Raw genomic sequence first — 386 nt, 5'->3', positions numbered from 1 at the left:
GTGATGACGCACCATGTGAAACTGTTTGTCCAGTAGCGGCAACTTCTCACGGTCGTCAAGGTCAAAACCAAATGGCTTATAACCGTTGTGTAGGAACAAGATATTGTGCTAACAACTGTTCTTATAACGTGCGTCGTTTCAACTGGTTCTTATATAGCAATAATGACGAGTTTGATTACCACATGAATGATGATTTAGGTCGTATGGTACTTAATTCAGATGTGGTTGTACGTTCTCGTGGTGTGATGGAAAAATGTTCTATGTGTATCCAAAAGACTCAAAAGACTATTTTGGATGCACAACGTGATGGACGCCCGGTAAAAGACGGTGAATTCCAAACAGCTTGTTCTTCTGCTTGTAGTAGTGGAGCAATGGAATTTGGAGAT

The 386-nt window shown here is 40.9% G+C and carries 1 pseudogene; it reads left to right on the top strand.

What is annotated here, in order from left to right:
- Window positions 1–386: pseudogene (locus tag ZA07_RS15855) on the top strand (4Fe-4S dicluster domain-containing protein); the annotation flags it as partial.

Origin of the sequence: Mangrovimonas sp. ST2L15 (assembly GCF_001280515.1) — a bacterium.
In the GTDB taxonomy this organism is placed as follows: domain Bacteria; phylum Bacteroidota; class Bacteroidia; order Flavobacteriales; family Flavobacteriaceae; genus Mangrovimonas; species Mangrovimonas futianensis.
This window is presented reverse-complemented; position numbering and strand designations above follow the sequence as displayed.